Raw genomic sequence first — 16,936 nt, forward strand, 5'->3', positions numbered from 1 at the left:
GATTGGTCCGTGAGTAAGGACCAATCGATAGCGTGCTTAGGGGACCAATCCATGGCCGAGATCCTGGTGGCACTGGACCGCGCGGCGGGCCGGCTGGTCGAGCAGCTGGTCGCCGGGCTGCGCGACGGCATCCGCGCGGGCCGGATCGCCGGCGGCACCGTGCTGCCGCCGAGCCGCCAGCTCGCCGCGGAGCTGCGGCTCTCGCGCGGCATCGTCGTCGAGGCCTACCAGCAGCTGGTGGCCGAGGGCTACCTGCTCAGCCGGCCCGGGGCCGGGACCTGGGTGGCGGGCGGCCACGCGGTGGCGGACACCCCGCCCGCCCCGGAGGCCGAGCAGCCGGCCGTGCCGGACTTCGACCTCACCCCCGGCCGTCCGGACCTGGCCGCCTTCCCGCGCACGGCGTGGGTGGCGGCGCTCCGCCGGGTGCTCAGCGACCTGCCGCACTCCGACCTCGGCTACGGCGACCCCGGCGGCGTCCCGCGCTTCCGTGAGGAGATCGCCGCGTATCTGCGGCGGGTCCGGGCCGCCGACGCCACGCCCGACCGCGTGGTCGCCGTCAACGGCTCGGCGCACGGCCTGGCACTGGGCCTCCAAGCGCTCTACGAACGCGGCCACCGGGTGCTGGCGGTCGAGGACCCGTCGGCCGACCGGCCGCGCGGGATGATGGCGGCCTCCGGAATGCGGCTCATCGGCGTGCCGGTCGACGAGTCCGGACTCGTCGTCTCCGAGCTGCGGCGCACCGACGCGACCGTGGTGTTCGCCGGACCCGCGCACCAGTACCCGACCGGCGTGGTGCTGGCGCCGGCCCGCCGCGCCGAGCTGATCGCCTGGGCGCGCGCCGTGGACGGGATGATCCTGGAGGACGACTACGACGCCGAGTTCCGCTACGACCGCGACCCGGTCGGCTGCCTCCAGGGCATGGCGCCGGACCGGGTGCTGTATCTGGGCACGACCAGCAAGTCCCTCGCGCCGTCGCTGCGCCTGGGGTGGGCGGTGGCGCCGCCGGAGCTGGGCGCGCGGATGCGGGGGCTCCGCCAGGACAGCGACCTCGGCGGTTCGGTCCTGGACCACCTCGCCATGGCGCACCTGATCGCCGAGGGCGCCTACGACCGCCACCTGCGTACCATCCGCCGCCGGTACCGCCAGCGGCGTGACGCGCTGTTGGGCGGGTTGGCCGAGGAGTTGCCGGGATGGAAGGTGCGCGGCGTGGCGGCGGGCCTGCACGTGCTGGTCGACCTGCCGGAGGGCAGCGACGAGGACGCGCTGTCGGCCGCCGCCGAGGCCCGGGGCGTGCGGGTGCAGCCGCTCGGGCCGCTGCGGTTCGCCCCGGGGCCGCCGGGACTCGTGCTGGGATACGCGGGACTGGCCCCGGGGCGCCTGGTGGAGGCGGCGCGGCGGTTGGGAGCGGCGGCGGGGGAGTGTTAGACCGGTGGTCCGGTCGGGAGGGGGTTGTCGGCTGGGAGCGGGTTGCCGGCCGGGGGCGAGCTGTCTCGTCGAGGCCTTGCAGTCTTCGCCGGGAAGGGGCCGCGCAGCGCCTCAGTGGCCTGCCAGAGGCGCTCGGCAGCCTCCCGGTCGTGGGCGTGCGGCGACGGCGCCACGGGCCGGCTGCGGTTGTAGTACTCGCCGTTGCGGACCGCCGGGGCCGTGGCGAGCTCGGTGAGCGGTTCGCCGCCCTTCGCCGGTGAGGAGAGCATCCAGCGGGTCGCGGTGCTCAGCAGCCAGAATCCGGGGCGGTGCATGGAGCGCACCAGGCGGGTGCGGACCATGCCCGGATGCACCGCGACCGTCTCGAAGGCCGGGAGGCGGCGGTGGAATTCGAGGGTGAACAGCAGGTTCGCGAGCTTGGAGCGGCTGTAGGCGAGGTAGGTGCTGTAGCCGCGGTTCGACTGCAGGTCGTCGAAGTCGAGGCGGACGTCGCCGGCCCCGAACAGCGGGGCGCGGTGGCCCTCGGAGTTGGTGTTGACGACGCGGCCGGCCCCGCGCGCGAGCAGCGGCAGCAGGAGCGCGGTCATGGTGAAAGGGGCCAGGTGGTGCACGGCGAAGTTCAGCTCCATGCCCTCGGCGGTCAGGGTCCGTCGGGGGACCATGACCCCGGCGTTGTTGACGAGGGTGTCGACGGCGTCGGTCTCGTCCCGGATGCGGCTGACGACGGCTTCGATGCCCGCGCGGGTGGAGACGTCTCCGGCGAGGAAGGCCGGAGGGCGGGTCGCGGGTGAGGCCGGCGTTCGGCTGCTGATCTGCTGCACCAGGCTCGCGCCGCGTCGTGCGTCCCGGCCGACGAGGATCAGCCGGTGCCCGGCGGCGGCCAGCTGGAGCGCGCTGGCCCGGCCGAGGCCCGAGGTGGCGCCGACGAACACGATGGTGCGTGGGGTGGAGGTGGCGAGCGGCTTCATTGCGCGGCGGGGACCTTGTTCAGGCCCATGACGCCGGCCAGCAGCCGGTCGCGGGTGCGGAGAGGCAGTCGGGCCAGCAGGCCGAGCAGGCGGGTGTCCGGGCCGACGGTGTAGCGGGGCTTCGGCTTGCGCGCGGTCAGGGCTTTGACGATGGCGTCGGCGACGATCGACGGCGGGGATGCCTTGGATTTGGCGAGGGATGCGGTGACGGCCCGCACCTGCGCTTCGTAGAGCGCTGTCCGGGACGGGGTCAGCGCGGCGGTCGCCTTCGCGACGGCGGCGGACGCCTTGTCGAAGATCGGCGTGTCCAGGAGCCCCGGCTCGATCACGACCACGGGCAGGCCCCAGTGCGCGAGTTCCAGGCGCTGGGCGTCCGACAGCGATTGCAGCGCCGCCTTGCTGGCCGAGATCGGGCCGAAGAAGGGGCCGGCGACGCGGGCCGTGGCGGCGGTGATGTTGATCAGGCGGCCGTTGCCGGAGCGCAGCAGCGGCAGGAACGCCTGGGTGACGGCGACGGGGCCGAAGACGTTGACGTCGAACTGGTGGTGGAGATCCTCGGGCGTCACCAGTTCCAGGGGTCCTTGCACGATGATCCCGGCGTTGTTGACGATCCCGTGCAGGGCGGTGCAGCCGTCGCCCAGTACGTAGGCCACCGCCGAGGCCACGCTTTCGGGGTCGGTGACGTCCAGCTGGAGGGGGCGGATGTTCGGGTGTTGCGGAAGTCCTCCGCTGGAGCTTCGCAGCGGGCCCGACGCCAGGCCTAGCCCCGGGCCTCGCACCGGGCCCCGCACCGGGCCTCGCACCGCGGCGTAGACCCGGAACCCCCGATCGGCCAACGCCTGCGTGGCGGCCCGGCCCACCCCGCCACCGGCCCCGGTCAGCAGAACAGCGCGTGTCTCGCCGTCCCCCATGGCAACCCCTCCAATATTTCGCTCGCAACATGTCTGTCTGTACATGTCATCGTCTACATGTCGCGACCGCTGTGTCAAGATGTGTCCGAGTGCCCCCGCCCAGCCCGTCCCCAGCCCGACCGCCCAGTCCATGCACCAGGAGGAACCCGCCGATGTCGCTGCGCCACGGCCTGCTCGGCCTGCTCGCCGAAGGCCCGGCCAGCGGCTACGACCTGGCCCGCCGCTTCTCCGAGGCACTCGGCTCGGTCTGGCCCGCGCAGCACCCGCAGATCTACTCGGAGTTGGCCCGCCTGGAGACCGCCGGCCTGATCGAGGTCGAGAGCACCGGCCCCCGCCGCCGCAAGGCGTACCGCATCACCGACGAGGGCCTGGCCGAGGTCCGCCGCTGGCTGGCCGAGGTCGAAGTGGACCACACCTTCCGGATGGAGACCCTCTTCCGCGCCTACTTCTTCTGGCTCATGGACCCCGAAGACCTGAAGGCCCACCTGGCCAAGGAACAACTGTTCTTCGCCGAAACCGCCGCCGCCCTCCGCGGCTACGCGGCAACCAAGGACCGCGGCGACTGGGGAACAAGCACCCAGACACGAGCAATGCGCATCGCCCTGGAAGCCGGGATCCGCATCAACGAAGCCCTGGCAGGCTGGGCGCAATGGGCCCAGGAAACAGACATCATGACCGCCGAAGACTTCGGCACCGCCAAACACCAACAAGGCGCCGCCGGCACCCCACCGACGACGCCCGCCAACCAACAGGACACCGAACCCTAAGCGCCCGCCGCCCCAACCAAGTCCTGATGCCCCGGATGCGGCTTATGGTCCACATGGTCAGCGATACCGTCAGCCCCAGCCGCCGTAGCGCAATGCGCGCAGCAATAGAACTTCCCGTCGGACTCCACCCCATGGCCGACAATGCGGCACCGGCAGTGCTCACAGGTCGGCGCCATCCGGTGGATCGCGCACTCGAAGGAGTCGAACGTGTGCTTGACTCCGGCGGCGATGACATCGAAGGACATGTAGTAGTCGTTGCCGCAGACTTCGCAGACGGCCATGGGAGGTGGATCCTTCCAAGAGGGAATCGCGTGCTCGGGTCCAGCGTCGGAGCAACGAGGGTCGGGTGCATCTCGTGCGAGCCGAACCGGTGACGGTCGTGGGTGGCGTTCGCCCGACCGGCTTGCGCAATCCGGATCCTGGGCGTGACGCCGCGGTGGATACTGGTTTGTATGGCATCCATTGCGTCGTCCGAGGCAGTCGCCGCTCGTATGAGTCGTCAGGCTTCCCGGAACACGACGCAAGAGATGGCCGTGCGTCGTTCGTTGTATGCCAAGGGGTTTCGCTATCGCGTTCACGGACGTATCCCGGGAATGGCACGACGGACGACGGATATAGCCTTCCTGGGGCCGCGAGTGGCGATCTTCCTGGACGGCTGCTTCTGGCACGGATGCCCGGAACATGCGACAAGTCCGAAGTCGAACGCGGACTGGTGGCGGACGAAGCTCGACCGCAACATGGCTCGTGATCGCGAGACGTCCGATCACCTCGCCTCGCTGGGATGGACGGTCCTCCGCTTCTGGGAGCACGAGGCGACGGAGGACATCGTCGATCGGATCGTCACGGAAGTGAACGGCCGCCGGAAACCTCGTCGGCCCTGATCCCGAGGGGGCGGACCGTCCATTCAGTTCGGTGGGAACGCTGCTGTGTCGACATGGTGACGGTCGCGGTGCGCAGTGGGTCCGGGTCGATAGTGTGGTCATCGCTTGTCTGCGAGCATCGCTCCCATGTGCGGGTGGCAAGCAACGGGCCTCGACATAACAAAATCCAGGGGAAACAGACGTCCATGGGTGACGATTTCGACAGCAATTACGAGACCTTCCAGGCGTTCGTCGACATGTTTCCTCCGGCCGAGGCGGTCAAGCGCCTGGAGATGCTCGGCGTTCCATCGGAAACCGTCCAGCGGATTCGTGAGAAGCACGAGCTGCAGACGATTCGGATCAAAGAGCTCGAAGAACCGCGGACCGTTGTGCTCGGCAATCGGGACACCTGGTACACGGGGCCGCGCGCGGGCGACCGCTACTGGCCGGCCATGGTCGACCTGCTCCGGGCTGGAGGCTGGCCCCAGGACCCCGCGGTCACGAGCCTGGACCAGGCTTCCACGCGGATCGTCTCACTGCTGAACCACCCTCTTGAAAAGACGTTCGACGCGCGTGGACTTGTCGTCGGGTATGTCCAGTCCGGCAAGACCACCAACTTCACGTCGGTCATGGCCAAGGCGGCCGACCGCGGATACAAGCTGTTCATCGTCCTCACGGGCATCCACAACGGCTTGAGACGCCAGACGCAGGCCCGCTTGATCAGCCAGTTGGTGGAGCCGAACCCGGCGAGATGGTCCCAGCTCACGGACCTGCACCAGGACTTCCGTCCGGTCGGCCACCCGGCTTCCTTCTTCGGGACGAGCAACAAGACCCACGTACTGTGCGTCGTGAAGAAGAACGCCACCGTGCTGAGAAGGCTCGTCGGCTGGCTCGGGCAGGCGGCCGACCATCTGCAGGACTGTCCGGCGTTGATCATCGACGACGAGGCGGACCAGGCGACGGTCGCCACGAAGACGATCAACCCCCTCATCCTTGAGATCTTGTCGCATTTGCCGCGCTCCGCGTACGTGGGCTACACGGCATCACCGTTCGCCAATCTGCTCATCGATCCGGCGGCCGAGGATCTCTATCCCAAGGACTTCATCGTCAACCTCCCCAAGCCGAGCGGGCATTTCGGCACCGAGGTCCTGTTCGGGAGATATGCGCTCGACGGCGAGGACCCGGAGTCCGTCGACGACGGCCACGACATGATTCGGTCGATCCCGAAGGCCGACGTGGACTGCGTCCGACCCGCCTCCAGGGACGACATAGAGGGTTTCGAGCCGACGATCACGCACACGTTGCGCGAGGCGATTCTCTACTTCTGGCTGGCAGCGGCCGCCCGACGGGTCCGAGCCACCGGGAACCCCCACAACACGATGCTCATCCACACCAGCGTCAACACTGCCGTGCACAACAGCTTCGACCGGCCGCTGCGACTGCTGAAGGCCGGAACTGCGAATTCGCTGTCCGGCGACAAGATGAAGGCCGAGTTGCGATCGCTGTGGGAGCGGGAGACCGCCAAGGTGGCGGCGGCGGACTTCGGGGAGAAGAAGGTCGACTTCGACACTCTGCTTCCCGAACTGCCCGGGGTGCTCGCGGACTGCCGCATCATCAAGGACAACTCGGACAGTGACGATCGACTCGACTACGAGAACGGCCCCGTCGTCGCGATCGCGGTGGGCGGGAACACGCTGTCCCGGGGTCTGACGTTGGAGGGTCTGTCGACGAGCTACTTCGTACGGGCCGCGTCGGCCTATGACACCCTGCTGCAAATGGGCAGGTGGTTCGGATTCCGGGACGGCTACGCCGATCTGCCGCGGATCTGGATGACCGACGAACTGGCCGGGTGGTTCCGCCACCTGGCGACCGTCGAGACCGAGATGCGCCGCGACATCGATCGCTACATGACCGAGGCCGAGACTCCCCTGTCCTTCGCGGTACGTCTGCGCACTCACCCCGATCTGCGGGTGACCGCCGCTGCCAAGATGAAGGCGGCGGTCACGGCCGCGGCGTCCTACGGGGGCAAACGCGTTCAGACGCACTACTTCAAGACGAACGCACAGTGGCTGTCGAGCAACATCGACGCGGCTCGGACGCTCGTGTCCAAGGCGGTCGGTCAGAGTTCGGCACATGACGACCGGTCCGCGGACGGGCGCCATGTCTTCCGGAACGTGCCCCACGATCTGGTGCTGGAGTTCCTCGCCGACTACACCTTCCACGAGAACTCCCTGGAGAGCGACTCCGAGCTCATCAGGGACTACATCAAGCGGCGGGTGCGGACCGCGGGCGCGCTGGCCCGATGGAACGTCGCGATCGTCGGCACACCGGCCCGCACTCGGGACGACGAGTTCGAATTCGCACCCGGAATCCAGGTCGGGAGGATCAACCGCGCCCGGCTGGCGCCGGAGCACGGCCGGACCGCGCCGGACGACTTCGCCGACATCAAGACCCTCATGAGCCGTCGGGACGCGGCCGTCGACCTGGCCGGCGAGGTCTCGCAGCTCTCCGAGGCCGACATCATGACGAAGCGACGGGAGCAGTTGCCGGAGACCGGACTGCTGGTCCTCTATCCGATCGACAAGCGGTCCGAGCCCCGTCCGGACAAGCCCCAACGCCGGCCGCTGGACGCCGAGGAGCATGTGATGGGTGTGGGCCTGGTCTTCCCCGACCCGAGCGGCACGGACAGCGCGGCCTACGTCTCCGCGGACCTGTCCGGCGTCAGGGCCGCCGAGATCGAGGAGGAGGAAGACCTCGCACGTCTCATCGAGGGCGATGTCGCATGACCGACGACACTCTGCGTGCTTTGGTCGATCGGCGTTGGGCCGAGCTCGGGACGGAGCAGGCGACCGGTGAGCACCGGCTGCGCGTGGCCGAGCTCGGGGTGGACACCGCGGCCGGGCCCTTGCTGGCGGCCGTGGACTTCGAGGGCAACCGGCATGTGATGGTGCCGATCGCCTCGAACCAGAAGGTGCGGGGCGGATTGGCCGGGCCGGTGCTGTCGTTGCGCAAGCGTCCGCTCGAAGGGCCCGACAGCTATCAGAGCTACGCGGACCTCGGTTGCCTCCGTCGGGACATGGACGATCTGTTCACCCTGCTCTGCACGAACGTCCTGGAGGCCACGAAGGAAATGCCGGACACGCCGTTGAAGGCGCTGTACCGGGTGATCAATCGATGGAAGGCCCTGTTCCGACCGCAGCAGGCGTTGCTCGGCCCGGACCAGCTCGCCGGACTCTTCGGCGAGCTGCTGGTGCTGAACCGGCTCCTGGAGCAGGAGACGAGTGCCCACCGGTTCTGGCGGGGCCCGCAGGGGTACCGGCACGACTTCGCGAGCGTGAACGTGGCGATCGAGGTCAAGGCCGGGCTGCACGGCGAGGCCCGCAGGCCCCGGATCCACGGTCTCGGGCAGCTGGAGCCGCCGCCGGACGGGGATCTCTGGCTCGCCTGGCACCGGATCGAACGTGTGGCCGACGGGGGTGTCGGGGTCGCCGACCTGGTGGACCGCGCCCTGCATCTGTGCGACGACGAGATCGCGGTGCTCGACCTCCTGGTCCGTGCGGGATACCACCATGGGGACGCGGATTATTATCGGGACCTGCGATTCCTCGCGACCGAGGAGCGCTGGTACCGCGTCGACGATACTTTTCCGAAACTGACGGGACTGCAATTGTCGGAGGCCGGGATAGAGGTGTCGGTTCTGGATGTCGACTACACGGTCGACTTGTCCGGGGATTCGCCCGCACCCGTGAGTGAGGATCAGGTGGACGCGGCGATGCGCACCATGCTCATGGAGCCCGTGTGATCGCGCCGGCCTGGTACTCGCAGCCCTACCCCGCGGAAGGCGCGAGCGCGGCCGAGGGCATCCGCAACCAACTCGGGCGACCCGAACTGGATCTCCTGACCATTCTGGTCCGCGAGTCGGCGCAGAACAGTTGGGACGCGCGTGTCGCCGACTCCGGTACGCCCGTCGACTACCGCATCGACCTGTGGACGGTCGGCCCGGCCCATCTGGGGAACTGGCGCGACCTGCTGCTCAACGGAGCGCCGGCGGGCGTCCATCTTCCGCTTCGGGAATCGCTGCGCGGCAACGTTGTGCGGATGCTGGCGGTCTCGGACCGCGGCACGAACGGTCTCGGGGGTCCGACTCGGGCCGACAAGGTGGTCGACGGGGCCCGCGACTTCGTGTCGTTCGTCCGGAACATAGGCGAGCCCAGGGACACCATTCGTGGCGGCGGCACCTATGGCTTCGGCAAAGCCATCTTCTACCTGCTTTCGGCGGCTGGGACAGTGCTGCTCTACACGCGGTGCCGTACCGGGAGCGGCGGATACGAGACACGTCTGATGGCGTGTGCGATGTGGAGGAGCTATTTCTCGGACGATCAGGGCGGCGAGCGACGCTTCACAGGGCGCCACTGGTGGGGCGACATGTCGGGTGAGATCGTCGAACCGCTGGTGGATGCCGAAGCCGATGCCGTCGCGCATCGCCTCGGTCTGCGGAAGTTCGCGGCCGGGGAGACCGGCACGACCGTCGTCGTGATCGATCCGGTCCTGAACCGCGACGAGGTCACCTTGACTCCCACCGCGGCGGCCGACTACATGGCGGAGAGCATTGCCTGGCAGCTGTGGCCGAAGATGATCGTCGCGGCGGGCGACGACCTGCCCGCCATCCGGTTCACTGTGGCCTGCGACGGCGTGGAGCGCGAGGTTCCCGATCCTCGTGGGGTTCGGGCCCTCAGGATGTTCGTCGACGCGTACGAGCAGATGTCCGGGCCCGATGGTCAAGAGCTCGTCTGTCTCAAGCCGAGCAAGCCACTGGGACGCCTGGGACTGGTGACCCGGACCATGCCACCGATGGAGGCCACGCTCGCCTCGAACATGGCGGGGGTGGGGCCGATGGTCCACCATGTCTGTCTCATGCGACCCGCGGAACTGGTGGTGACCTACTGGGCCGGTCCGAAGCCGCCCAGCGAGTATCAGGGCTATGCCGGCGTGTTTCGCAGCCACGACGTGATGGACGACGTCTATGCGAAGGCTGAGCCGCCGACCCATGATGCCTGGAACCACCAGTCGCTGGAGTATCCCGAGAGCACCTACGTGCGAACCACCTTCCGACGCATCAGGGAAGCTGTGGACGGCCTGCTGGGCCTGCGCGGGACCGCCAGGAGCGGCGCGGCGAAGATCGCACTCGGAGCTGCCAGTTCGATGTTCTCCGGGCTCGTGGGCGGTACGTGGGGGACGGGAGGGGCGACCGACTACGGGAAGCCCGGAAGCACGGCCGTGGCCGCTCGTCCCGGGCGGCGGGGGGAGGAATCCAAGGTCGAAGCCGCGCGCCGTACGGAGAACGGGCCCACCGCCGCCGGAGGCTCGTTCGGGCCACAGGACGGCCCGGACTTCCCGCCGAAGGTTCCGCAACCGCCCCGCCCCCGTGTGCAGTACATCGGCGAGCCCTACTTCGACGAGTGGAACGACGCAAGCGTGCTCGTCCAGGAGTTCCGTCTTCCGGCTCCCGTCCGGCAACGGATCAGGATCGACCTCGCCGTGGTGGTGCCCGGAGTCGGGGCACGGGAGGCCGTGCCGCCGAGCGGGGCGCCGGTACCGGAGCTGATCGGTTGGGAGGACGCCGAGGGCAATCTTCATACCGTCTCGGCGCTCGAAGCGCACGGGGGCGACATGGTGTGGCGGGCTCTGGTGCGACCTGCACCGGACACCATGACCGAGATAGGTATCAGGGCCGAGGCGGTGCGTAACTCGTGAATCACCGCGTGCTACCGTATCGGGTTCCTCGCGACGACGCCTTCAAGGCCGAGTCGTGGCGTCTTGTCACCGGTGACGTCGAGGCTCCCATGTCGGACGCGCTGTCGGGATGGGACTACCAACTGGATCTGCACCTTCGGCGGACGGTGAGTCTGGATCTGGATCGTGTCCGGTCGGAGTCGGGGCTTCCGGACGATTGCTCCGTCCTGCTCGTTGCGGTGTGGACCGCTACGGGTTCGAATCTCAGGGGCCCGGGTTGTCGGGTCGCGCTGACCGGCGGCGGGTGGACGACCGCGACGCTCGATGTCGACCTGCGTGGTGCGGACCTCGGCGGAACTCTCCTGCTCGACACGGCCGTGGTACTGGCCGAGCGACGTGAGGGAGCCCGTCCCTCGTCGCCGCGTCGTGCGGGCTCCGTCCTGTGGAGCGACCGGAAGACGCTCCGGCTCCAGGGCGACGCCCCGATGTTCCCCATGGCGGTGATCGACTTCGCGCTGACTTCTTTTCCGGAAGCAGCTGCCTGGCACCTTCAGATCAGCGGCACGTTGGAGAACGCCGCGATGGGGTCGTTGCTGCTGCTGGTGAACGAGAAGAACGCCGTCACCACCGCGGCCTTCACGAATGCCGGCGACCCTCGACCGACGGACAGGATCGTGTTGTCGGCCGTGTACGCGGACACCGCGCGAGTGATGATGGAACACGCGCTTGCCCAGGACGAGTTCGTGGACGAAGCGGAGTTTCCCGACGACTCGTTGGGTGCCACGTTCCTGGCCCTGTTCGATCGGATCTTCCCCGGCCGCAGCATCGCCGACGTCCGGCTGCAGCGCGCGCACTCGCCGAGCCTGTTCGCCTCCGAGCTCCAGGCCGCCGTCAAGATTTTCGAGGGGCGTTGATGGGTTTCCTGTACCCGAGGCTTCTGGCCGGAGAAGCGAAGCCGATCTTCGCCTCGTACGACGGTTTGTCCGTCGAGGATCTCCGCGATCGGGCCCGGACCGGTCATCCGTCGGCGGTCTACGTCGCCACCGGTGGCGATCGGGTGTCGGAGGCGCGGCTGAAGGAGATCGGCCTGAGCGTCGAGGGCCTCGCGCGCGAGGCCGGATTCCCGACGGGGACGACCAGGGCCGACAATGCCGAGTTCGATATCGCGCTGGCAAGGCTCTTGCACGTCGAGATGGGTCTGGCACCCGCCGAGGCCTCGTCGCGGGACCTCTGGACGTTCCTCTCGATGGTCCTGCTGCCTCATGTCGCCTACTGGCGGTATCCGAAACCGACCGGCGACCGGGTGCTGGGTAGCGACCTGACTCGTCACGTCTTCGGCCGGCTGTGGTGGCGCGCGCAGCTGGTGCATTCCCCGGAGGAAACCGATCCCTACAGCGCGTTGCGGATTCTGGGCGAGGGCGACTTCGATCAGATCTACGGCCGTCGAGCCGCCCTCGGCGGCAGTCCGCACATGGTGAAGGCCATCCTCCGTGTGTGGGACGACGTCGACCTCGCAGGACTCAATCGGAGGAGGACCCTGGCCGACTTCCTCATGAGGCTGACCCGTCTGGCTCCCTTCGTCTCGTTCGACGCCGTCGAACGAGACGCTCTGGAGGCCGAGTTCCGGGCTGTGGCCCAGGAGACCGTTGCGGCGCTGCGTCAGGAGGCCGGTGGGGTCGTTCCCGCGCCGGTGGCCGTCGGCCGGGGGCATGTCCTCGAAGCCATGATCGTTTCGCAGCCGGCGCTGCCGCTGCTGCCGGTCGGAACGGACAGTCCGTCGCTCGGAACGCTCGGAACGCTCGGCTCGGCGGCCGAGGCACCGTCCGGAGCGTCGCCCCGGCGGTTCACGTCGGTCGAGATCTGCTCGGGTCCCGGTGCCCAGGCTTTCGGACTCGAGCAGGCCGGCTTCGACCCGGTGCTGCTTCTGGACGCGAAACCGCAGGCCTGCGAGACGATCAGGTTGAATCGTCCGAAGTGGGACGTGCGGTGCGAGGACGTGCTCGGTTTCGACCCCCGCGGTGTCCCGAAGACGCTGGAAGTGGATCTGCTCAGTGGCGGGCTGCCCCGGATCGGGTCCGCGGCCAAGGCGAACACGGACGACGAGACGCCCGAGAAGGAGGTCCTCGCGGCGGCCGTCGCCCTGGTGGGGGTGATCGGGCCGAAGGCCGTCCTGTTCGAGAACCTGCCGGAACTCGCCGAGGGGGACGCCCTGGAGCCGTGGCGCGCGTGGATTCGGAAAGAGCTGGAGCATTTCGGCTATCAGACCTTTTGGCGGGTGCTCAACGCCGCCGACTTCGGAGTCGCGCAGAACCGGCGGTGCGGTTTCCTGGTGGCCCTTCCCGAGCCGTACCATTCGGTCTTTTCCTGGCCGGAGCCGCTGCCCGGGGCGCCGCGCACCGTCGGTGATGTACTCGCCGGTTCGATGGCGGCGAACGGTTGGCCCGGGGCCGGGCCGTGGGCCGAGCATGCCGGTCGCGTCGGCCCCGCGCTCGTCGGAGGTTCGGATCGGCGGGGAGGGGCGGATCTCGGCCCGACCGGCAGCAAACGAGCCTGGTTCGCGCTCGGGGTCGACGGCAGCAGCCTCGGTGACTCGGTGCCCGGGCCCGACTTTCCGCTCGACGGCGTCCCGAAGCTCACCAACATGCAGGTGGCGCGGCTACAGGCGTTTCCCGAGCAGTGGCTGTTCGCAGGAGGAAAGACGTCGGTGTATCGCCAGATCGGGCATGCCATGCCGCCGCCTTTGGCGACGGCGGTGGGATTGGCGATTGCCGCCGCGCTGACCGCTAGGATCACTCCATGAGTTCGTCCGTCCCACTCGCCTCTCCGTTCCACATTATTGACCTCTTCGCGGGGCCGGGCGGGTTGGACCTGGCCGCGCGTCAGCTCGGGATCGACGCGCAGGGCATCGAATGGGACAAAGATGCTTGCACGACACGCAGGGCCAACAATTTGGAGACCCTGAAGGGGGATGTCAGAGACAGTGATCCGTCTCGATTCCCTGAATGCAATGTCCTTGCCGGAGGGCCGCCTTGCCAGACGTTCACTGTGGCGGGCAGCGGCAGCGGACGTCAAGCGTTGGACCAGGTTCTTGCCTTCGCGGAGCGGTTCAGGCGTCGTGATCCCCTCGACGACATCAGAAAAGCCCTCAAAGAGCTGAAGGACGACCGGACCGGCCTTGTTCTGGAGCCGCTGAGATGGGCGCTGCGGGCGTTGGACGACGGTCGTCCGTATCAGGCGCTCATTCTCGAGCAGGTGCCGGCGGTTCTTCCGGTTTGGGAGGCGTTCGCCGAAATTCTCAGGACCGAGGGCTATTCAGTGTGCAAGCCGGCGGTTTTGCACACCGAGGAATATGGTGTCCCGCAGACCCGACGTCGGGCCATTCTTATTGCCAGATGGGCGGGTGAAGGGCGGATGCTCAAAGGTGATCCAGCTCTCCCGACACCTACACATCAGCGTTACAGAAAGAAACACCAGGCGCCCGGATTCGGTATCGAACCTTGGGTTGCCATGGCTGATGTACTCAGAGAGCGCACGCCACCTTTCAAGATTGTCTCGAACTACGGCACCGGTGGCGATCCGAAGGCCCGCGGAGTCCGTCTCCACAGCGAGCCGGCTGCGACTGTCACGGGGAAGGTCTCCCGCAACCGTGTCCTCGTCCCGGGAAGCGACGGCAAGGACAAGGACCTGCCCCGTCTCAGCAACTCCGAGGCCGGCGAGCTCCAAACCTTCCCGGGGCTCTCGGACTGGAAGTGGGCCGGGAACGGTGTGGCGCAACAGATCGGGAATGCAATCCCGCCCCGCTTCGGCATGCACGTACTTGGCGCCGCACTCGACTTGGGTGAGGATCGGTTGCAAAAGGCGATCAAGGAACACTACGCGTATTGATTCCGGGGCCAGGGCCGTATCCGTACTGAGACGGAAACCCTCGATGGCCGTTCCATGAACAGGTACCCCGGCGTCTCCCCACACGATCACACGGGTCTTACATTCCCGCCATGAGCAGTGTTATCGGGGGGACGGGGTCGGGGCGGATGGTGGTGGTGGGGGCCACTACCGGGTTGGCGCGGGTCAAGATCGCGGTGGGTGTGGTCGCGCAGGTGGTGTGGTTCACGGTTCTCCTTCTTCGGGAGGTCACGCCGGTGCGGGAGCATCGGGGGGATGGGATCTTCCTTGTGTTTGTTGGTGGGTGCGTTGCGGCGATCTTGATCACGGCGGTTGTTCATGAGGTGGGGCATGCGGTGGCCGCTTTGCTTATGGGGCTGCCTATCGCGCATTTCTCTGTGGTGAATGTGCGGCGGTCGAAGGGTGGGGCTCCGCCTCATGTGGGGGTGCGGCCGCGGAATGTGGACGCGGTGACGTTGCCGGTGCGGATGGCGGTTGTGGTGGCGGGTGGGCCGGTGGCGGGGTTGGTGCAGGGGGCGGTGTTCTTGGCGTTGGCGGATGCGCCTGGCAGGAGTGCGCGGTGGCACTTTCTGTTGCTGTTGCCGATGGCCAACGGGGTGATCGCGGGGGTCGGCAACTTGATTCCCGGTGGTGTGTACCGGGGCTTTCTTGATGACGGTTCGCAGTTGGTGCGGTGGCTGACGCGGCCGGCGGAGATGCGGGCGCGGTTGCGGGGTGGGGGGCCGCGGCCGGAGCCTGGGCCTCGGCCGGGGGTCGACCAGGCCGCTGGTCTGGAGGCCAGTAAGGAGGCTTGGCGGCGGATCAACAAGGTCATTGCCGAGCGGCTACAGGGCAAGCTGCCGGATCCGGAGGAGTTGGCGGGTATCTCGGCGCTCGCCGAGTTCGGGTACGCCCGGGTCCCCTCGGTGCTGTTCGCGCGTTCCACGCTGGCGTTGGTCCGGGTCATGCAGGAGCGGGCGGTCGAGGCGCGGGCCTTGTTGGTGGGGACGGAGCTGGAGCCCGCGGGGGGCGCGCATCAGGAGATCGCGTTCGCGGTGCGGGCGATGGCGGAGGCCAGCCTCAACGACGCCGCGCAGGGGCGGAGGCTGATCGAGTCGGCGCGGCGGGTCGGTGGTGCGGAGCAGCAGCCCCTTGTGCGGCTGGCTGAGCTGTTCGTCGAGGCCTGCGATCGGGCGATGAAGAGGGCAGCCGAAGCAGCGGCGGTGGCGGCTGAGGCTGCTGCCGCCGGGACGCCCGGAGCTGGCACGCCCGAAGCCGGGACGCCCGAAGCGGCCGAGCCCCGAGCGGCCCCGCCCGAAGCAGGCACGCCTCAAGCGGACACGACTGAAGCGAACGGGCCCGAAGCGGCCGCCCCAGGCGCGGCCGCTACCGAATCCTGACCCGCGGTCCCGCCACCCGCTCTACGGCTCCCGCGGCAGGATCTCGACCACCTCGATCTGGTGCGTCACGATCTGCGCGGTGAGCATCTGCGGTTCGGCGGCTTCGCCGGCTCCCGACGCTCCCGCCGAACCAGCCTCGTCGAAGAAGTCGAAGTCGTCCTCGTCCTCTTCCTCGGCTTCGAGGCGCTCAGCCCTGGCCTGCTCGGCTCCCACCGGTTCGGCGACCGCCGGCTCCTCGGCCGCCGGCCCCTCCGGCGACATCACCGGGTCGCTGATCCGCGGCTCGTCGGCGAGCGACGAGTCCTCGGTGCGCGGGTTGCCGATCAGCGGCTCCTCGCCGACGCCCTCGAAGGCGACGTTGGGCTGGCGGCCCAGGCCGCGCCATTCCGGCAGCGTGATCGCGTACAGCGCGCGGTCCTGCCATTGGCCGGCGACCAGGTAGCGGTCCAGTAGCACGCCTTCGGGGCGCATCTTCACGTGCTCGGCCACCCGGAGGCCCGGCAGGTTGCGCGGGTCGAAGGTGGCCTGGACGCGGTGCAGCTCCAGGCGGCTGAAGGCGAGCTCCAGCAGCAGGCGTGCGGCCTCGGTGCCCAGCCCCTCGGCCCAGCGGTCGGGCCGCAGGTAGACGCCGATCTCGCCCTGGCGGTGCGGGAAGCTGAGGATGTCCAGGGTGGCGGTCCCGATCAGGTCGCCGTACTCCAGACCGAGGTAGAAGCTGCGGCGGGGCTGGGCCTGGGCCATCCGCGCGGTCTCGGCGAGCCAGGCGCCGGCGGTGTCCGGGGTGGCCAGGGCCGGCCACGGCGTGTGCGCGGCGACGCGCGGGTCGCCGGCGATCCGCTGCCAGGCCAGTAGGTCATCGGGGCGGAACTCGCGCAGCGCCAGGCGCGGCCCCCTCGGATACTCGTGGTGCGGTGAAGACACGGCAGAACGTTATGCGATCGAGGCCGTCACGTCAGCTCGAAACCGGTAATGCCCTGGCAAGACGGCCCC

The 16,936-nt window shown here is 68.7% G+C and carries 14 protein-coding genes; 10 read left to right on the forward strand and 4 right to left on the reverse strand.

What is annotated here, in order from left to right:
- Positions 1–51: 51 nt before the first annotated feature.
- On the forward strand, positions 52–1,425 hold the full coding sequence (gene pdxR / locus ABD481_RS12945; protein ID WP_344665853.1) for a MocR-like pyridoxine biosynthesis transcription factor PdxR: 1,374 nt from the start codon (positions 52–54) through the stop codon (positions 1,423–1,425).
- On the opposite strand, the gene ABD481_RS12950 is transcribed toward pdxR, so the two are convergent.
- Together ABD481_RS12950 and ABD481_RS12955 are read right to left on the reverse strand one after the other, a co-directional pair.
- Entirely contained in the window at positions 1,422–2,393 is a 972-nt protein-coding gene (locus ABD481_RS12950; RefSeq protein ID WP_344665854.1) for an SDR family NAD(P)-dependent oxidoreductase, read from the reverse strand. The genes pdxR and ABD481_RS12950 overlap by 4 nt on opposite strands.
- Positions 2,390–3,304, reverse strand: coding sequence for an SDR family NAD(P)-dependent oxidoreductase (locus ABD481_RS12955; RefSeq protein ID WP_344665855.1), 915 nt, complete (start codon positions 3,302–3,304; stop codon positions 2,390–2,392). Before ABD481_RS12955 ends, ABD481_RS12950 begins: the two co-directional genes overlap by 4 nt.
- A gap of 152 nt (positions 3,305–3,456) precedes the next feature.
- Here ABD481_RS12955 and ABD481_RS12960 point away from each other — a divergent pair, with 152 nt between their 5' ends.
- Positions 3,457–4,071: a PadR family transcriptional regulator gene (locus ABD481_RS12960; protein WP_344665856.1), complete on the forward strand. Its 615-nt coding sequence runs from the start codon at positions 3,457–3,459 to the stop codon at positions 4,069–4,071.
- On the opposite strand, the gene ABD481_RS12965 is transcribed toward ABD481_RS12960, so the two are convergent.
- Positions 4,068–4,352, reverse strand: a complete 285-nt coding sequence (locus tag ABD481_RS12965; protein WP_344665857.1) for a hypothetical protein — start codon at positions 4,350–4,352, stop codon at positions 4,068–4,070. The genes ABD481_RS12960 and ABD481_RS12965 overlap by 4 nt on opposite strands.
- A gap of 171 nt (positions 4,353–4,523) precedes the next feature.
- Here ABD481_RS12965 and ABD481_RS12970 point away from each other — a divergent pair, with 171 nt between their 5' ends.
- The 8 genes from ABD481_RS12970 to ABD481_RS13005 all read left to right on the forward strand — a co-directional run bounded on the left by ABD481_RS12970 (position 4,524) and on the right by ABD481_RS13005 (position 15,946).
- A complete protein-coding gene (locus ABD481_RS12970; RefSeq protein ID WP_344665858.1) occupies positions 4,524–4,952 on the forward strand; it encodes a very short patch repair endonuclease in 429 nt (142 codons plus the stop codon).
- 185 nt (positions 4,953–5,137) lie between these two features.
- Entirely contained in the window at positions 5,138–7,717 is a 2,580-nt protein-coding gene (locus tag ABD481_RS12975; RefSeq protein WP_344665859.1) for a Z1 domain-containing protein, read from the forward strand.
- On the forward strand, positions 7,714–8,733 hold the full coding sequence (locus ABD481_RS12980) for a PD-(D/E)XK motif protein (protein ID WP_344665860.1): 1,020 nt from the start codon (positions 7,714–7,716) through the stop codon (positions 8,731–8,733). Before ABD481_RS12975 ends, ABD481_RS12980 begins: the two co-directional genes overlap by 4 nt.
- On the forward strand, positions 8,730–10,685 hold the full coding sequence (locus ABD481_RS12985) for a hypothetical protein (RefSeq protein WP_344665861.1): 1,956 nt from the start codon (positions 8,730–8,732) through the stop codon (positions 10,683–10,685). Before ABD481_RS12980 ends, ABD481_RS12985 begins: the two co-directional genes overlap by 4 nt.
- Before the next feature lie 8 nt (positions 10,686–10,693).
- On the forward strand, positions 10,694–11,578 hold the full coding sequence (locus ABD481_RS12990; RefSeq protein ID WP_344665862.1) for a hypothetical protein: 885 nt from the start codon (positions 10,694–10,696) through the stop codon (positions 11,576–11,578).
- On the forward strand, positions 11,578–13,464 hold the full coding sequence (locus tag ABD481_RS12995; protein ID WP_344665863.1) for a DNA cytosine methyltransferase: 1,887 nt from the start codon (positions 11,578–11,580) through the stop codon (positions 13,462–13,464). Before ABD481_RS12990 ends, ABD481_RS12995 begins: the two co-directional genes overlap by 1 nt.
- Positions 13,461–14,549: a DNA cytosine methyltransferase gene (locus ABD481_RS13000; RefSeq protein ID WP_344665864.1), complete on the forward strand. Its 1,089-nt coding sequence runs from the start codon at positions 13,461–13,463 to the stop codon at positions 14,547–14,549. Before ABD481_RS12995 ends, ABD481_RS13000 begins: the two co-directional genes overlap by 4 nt.
- Before the next feature lie 110 nt (positions 14,550–14,659).
- Entirely contained in the window at positions 14,660–15,946 is a 1,287-nt protein-coding gene (locus tag ABD481_RS13005; RefSeq protein WP_344665865.1) for a M50 family metallopeptidase, read from the forward strand.
- Positions 15,947–15,967: 21 nt separating this feature from the next.
- Here the strand turns inward: ABD481_RS13005 and ABD481_RS13010 are convergent, their stop codons facing one another.
- A complete protein-coding gene (locus ABD481_RS13010; RefSeq protein WP_344665866.1) occupies positions 15,968–16,867 on the reverse strand; it encodes a GNAT family N-acetyltransferase in 900 nt (299 codons plus the stop codon).
- Positions 16,868–16,936: the final 69 nt, after the last annotated feature.

The sequence above is a fragment of the Catenulispora yoronensis genome (assembly GCF_039531695.1).
Classification (GTDB): domain Bacteria; phylum Actinomycetota; class Actinomycetes; order Streptomycetales; family Catenulisporaceae; genus Catenulispora; species Catenulispora yoronensis.

Coding starts and splice junctions, on each gene's coding strand:
- pdxR (WP_344665853.1), top strand. CDS start 52: ATGGCCGAGATCCTGGTGGCACTGGACCGCGCGGCGGGCCGGCTGGTC.
- ABD481_RS12950 (WP_344665854.1), bottom strand. CDS start 2,393: ATGAAGCCGCTCGCCACCTCCACCCCACGCACCATCGTGTTCGTCGGC.
- ABD481_RS12955 (WP_344665855.1), bottom strand. CDS start 3,304: ATGGGGGACGGCGAGACACGCGCTGTTCTGCTGACCGGGGCCGGTGGC.
- ABD481_RS12960 (WP_344665856.1), top strand. CDS start 3,457: ATGTCGCTGCGCCACGGCCTGCTCGGCCTGCTCGCCGAAGGCCCGGCC.
- ABD481_RS12965 (WP_344665857.1), bottom strand. CDS start 4,352: ATGGCCGTCTGCGAAGTCTGCGGCAACGACTACTACATGTCCTTCGAT.
- ABD481_RS12970 (WP_344665858.1), top strand. CDS start 4,524: ATGGCATCCATTGCGTCGTCCGAGGCAGTCGCCGCTCGTATGAGTCGT.
- ABD481_RS12975 (WP_344665859.1), top strand. CDS start 5,138: ATGGGTGACGATTTCGACAGCAATTACGAGACCTTCCAGGCGTTCGTC.
- ABD481_RS12980 (WP_344665860.1), top strand. CDS start 7,714: ATGACCGACGACACTCTGCGTGCTTTGGTCGATCGGCGTTGGGCCGAG.
- ABD481_RS12995 (WP_344665863.1), top strand. CDS start 11,578: ATGGGTTTCCTGTACCCGAGGCTTCTGGCCGGAGAAGCGAAGCCGATC.
- ABD481_RS13000 (WP_344665864.1), top strand. CDS start 13,461: ATGAGTTCGTCCGTCCCACTCGCCTCTCCGTTCCACATTATTGACCTC.
- ABD481_RS13005 (WP_344665865.1), top strand. CDS start 14,660: ATGAGCAGTGTTATCGGGGGGACGGGGTCGGGGCGGATGGTGGTGGTG.